Annotated in this window: 3 protein-coding genes; 2 read left to right on the top strand and 1 reads right to left on the bottom strand. The window is 66.1% G+C overall.

The window, feature by feature from the left end:
• Window positions 1-602, top strand: a 602-nt coding sequence (locus tag R1101_RS0120945) for a DUF4191 domain-containing protein (protein WP_016935228.1), incomplete at its 5' end; no start/stop codon positions are given.
• A gap of 152 nt (window positions 603-754) precedes the next feature.
• On the opposite strand, the gene R1101_RS0120940 is transcribed toward R1101_RS0120945, so the two are convergent.
• Window positions 755-1,231 (bottom strand): RDD family protein, encoded by a 477-nt coding sequence (locus R1101_RS0120940; RefSeq protein WP_026003546.1) that lies wholly within the window; start codon window positions 1,229-1,231, stop codon window positions 755-757.
• Between the two features lie 210 nt (window positions 1,232-1,441).
• Between R1101_RS0120940 and glnA the strand changes: the two genes are divergently transcribed.
• On the top strand, window positions 1,442-2,557 hold a 1,116-nt coding region (glnA, locus tag R1101_RS0120935; protein WP_016935226.1), incomplete at its 3' end, for a type I glutamate--ammonia ligase.

The raw sequence follows: 2,557 nt of genomic DNA, 5'->3' as shown, positions 1-2,557 counted from the left end.
GGATGATCGGTGCCCTCGTCGGTTCGATCGTGGTGTTCTTCGTCGTCGGTCTCATCTTCGGCATCCAGTGGTTCCTGCTGCCGGTCGGCATCCTCGTCGGCGTCCTGTCGGCCTTCATCATCTTCGGGCGCCGCGTGCAGAAGAGCGTGTACTCGAAGGCCGACGGCCAGGCCGGTGCGGCTGCGTGGGCGCTCGACAACCTGCAGGGCGCGTGGCGCGTGACCCAGGCGGTCGCGGGCACCACCCAGCTCGACGCCGTGCACCGCGTGATCGGACGCCCGGGAGTGATCCTCGTCGGTGAGGGCAACCCCGGTCGCGTGAAGGGTCTGCTGGCCCAGGAGAAGAAGCGGGTCGCCCGACTGGTGGGCGACACCCCGATCTACGAGTTCGTCGTCGGCAACGACGAGGGCCAGGTCCCGCTCTCCCAGTTGCAGAAGCGTCTGAACAAGCTGCCCCGCAACATCGACACCAAGCGGATGGACACCATCGAAGGTCGTCTGTCGGCGCTGAGCTCGAAGAAGTCCGGTCCGGCCATGCCCAAGGGCCCGCTTCCCGCCGGCGCGAAGATGCGCAGCGTGCAGCGCACCATGCGTCGCCGCTGACCTTCCGTATACGCCGAAGGCCGCCTCTCGTCCCGGGACGAGAGGCGGCCTTCGGTGTATACGGAGAAGGGGCGGCGGGCCAGCGCCAACGAACGACCGCGCGGTCAGCGCCAACGAACGACCGCGCGGTCAGCGCCAACGAACGACCGCGGTCAGCGCGAACGAACGACCGCGGTGCCGGTGGCGCGGTCCTGGAGGCCGCGACCGTCGACGTCCGTGACGAGCGCCGGAGCGATGAACACCAGCAGGACCTGGCGTGCGAGCGCTCGCACGATGCCTACTCGCACGGGAGCGTCCACCCGCGCCACCTGCAGGCCGGCGACGAACTGCCCCGGCGTGAACGAGAACAGGCTCACGCACCCCACGCCCACCACGAACCAGATGATCAGGGTGTACGACGACAGCAGCGGACTCTCGAGGGGGTTGCCCCCGACGAGACCGGCGGCGATCGCCATGGCCATGAACCAGTCGACTACGAGGGCAAGCACCCTGCGGCTCGTGGGCACCATGGAGCCGGGGCCGTGCTCGGGGAGGCCGAGCAGCTGCCCGGGATAGTCCTGCTCCTGCTGGAGACCTCGGGGAAGCGCCGCAGCAGGCCCGGAAAGCCAACTGCCCGTCATGCGTGCCATGGCACCAGGATAAGCTCTCCTGGGCGGACCAGCGTCGACCCGTGTTGGCAGTGGTGACTTATACCACCTTTTCGACCTCGCTGCAGGACGAAGACATGTGTAACACCCACGAAACATAGGCTTGATGGACGGGCAACACCAGATCCATAACGTCTGATCCGACGCAGGCGCCCAGCACCCATGGCGCGCACCGACTGAAGGAGCACAAGCGTGGCGTTCACCACGGCCGAAGAGGTATTCAAGTTCATCGCGGAAGAGAACGTCGAATACGTCGACGTCCGCTTCACCGACCTGCCCGGCATCGAGCAGCACTTCTCCATCCCGGCCAAGGCCTTCAACGAGGACGTGCTCGAGGACGGTCTGGCATTCGACGGTTCCTCGGTCCGTGGGTTCCAGTCGATCCATGAGTCCGACATGCTGCTGCTCCCCGATGTGACGACCGCGCGTCTGGATCCCTTCCGCGCAGCCAAGACGCTCAACATCAGCTTCTTCGTCCACGACCCCTTCACCCGCGAGTCCTACAGCCGCGACCCCCGCAACGTCGCGCGCAAGGCCGAGGAATACCTGATCAGCACCGGCATCGCCGATACTGCCTTCTTCGGCGCCGAGGCCGAGTTCTACATCTTCGACTCGATCGCCTACGACTCGAAGATCAACGGCGCCTTCTACGAGATCGACGCGGTCTCGGGTTCCTGGAACACCGGCGTCGAGTACAACGCCGACGGCACCCCCAACCGCGGCTACAAGGTCCGGGCGAAGGGCGGCTACTTCCCCGTCGCACCGTACGACCACTACGTCGACCTGCGCGATCAGATCGCCACCAACCTCGCCAATGCCGGCTTCGAACTCGAGCGCGGCCATCACGAGGTGGGCACCGGCGGCCAGGCCGAGATCAACTACAAGTTCAACACCCTGCTCGCCGCGGCCGACGACCTGCAGCTGTTCAAGTACATCGTCAAGAACACCGCGTGGCAGGCCGGCAAGACCGTCACCTTCATGCCGAAGCCGCTGTTCGGCGACAACGGTTCGGGCATGCACGTGCACCAGTCGCTGTGGAAGGACGGCAAGCCGCTGTTCCACGACGAGGCCGGCTACGCAGGCCTGTCCGATGTGGCCCGCTGGTACATCGGTGGCATCCTGCACCACGCGCCGTCGCTGCTCGCCTTCACGAACCCGACGATCAACTCGTACCACCGTCTGGTGCCGGGCTACGAGGCTCCGATCAACCTCGTGTACAGCCAGCGCAACCGTTCGGCTGCCGTGCGTATCCCGATCACGGGCAACAACCCGAAGGCCAAGCGCCTCGAGTTCCGCGCTCCCGACTCC

It is taken from the genome of Rhodococcus sp. R1101, from assembly GCF_000278445.1.
GTDB lineage: Bacteria > Actinomycetota > Actinomycetes > Mycobacteriales > Mycobacteriaceae > Rhodococcus > Rhodococcus gordoniae.
This window is presented reverse-complemented; position numbering and strand designations above follow the sequence as displayed.

Excerpts from the sequence above, each read along its gene's own strand:
- R1101_RS0120940 (WP_026003546.1), bottom strand. The coding sequence starts at position 1,231 with ATGGCACGCATGACGGGCAGTTGGCTTTCCGGGCCTGCTGCGGCGCTT.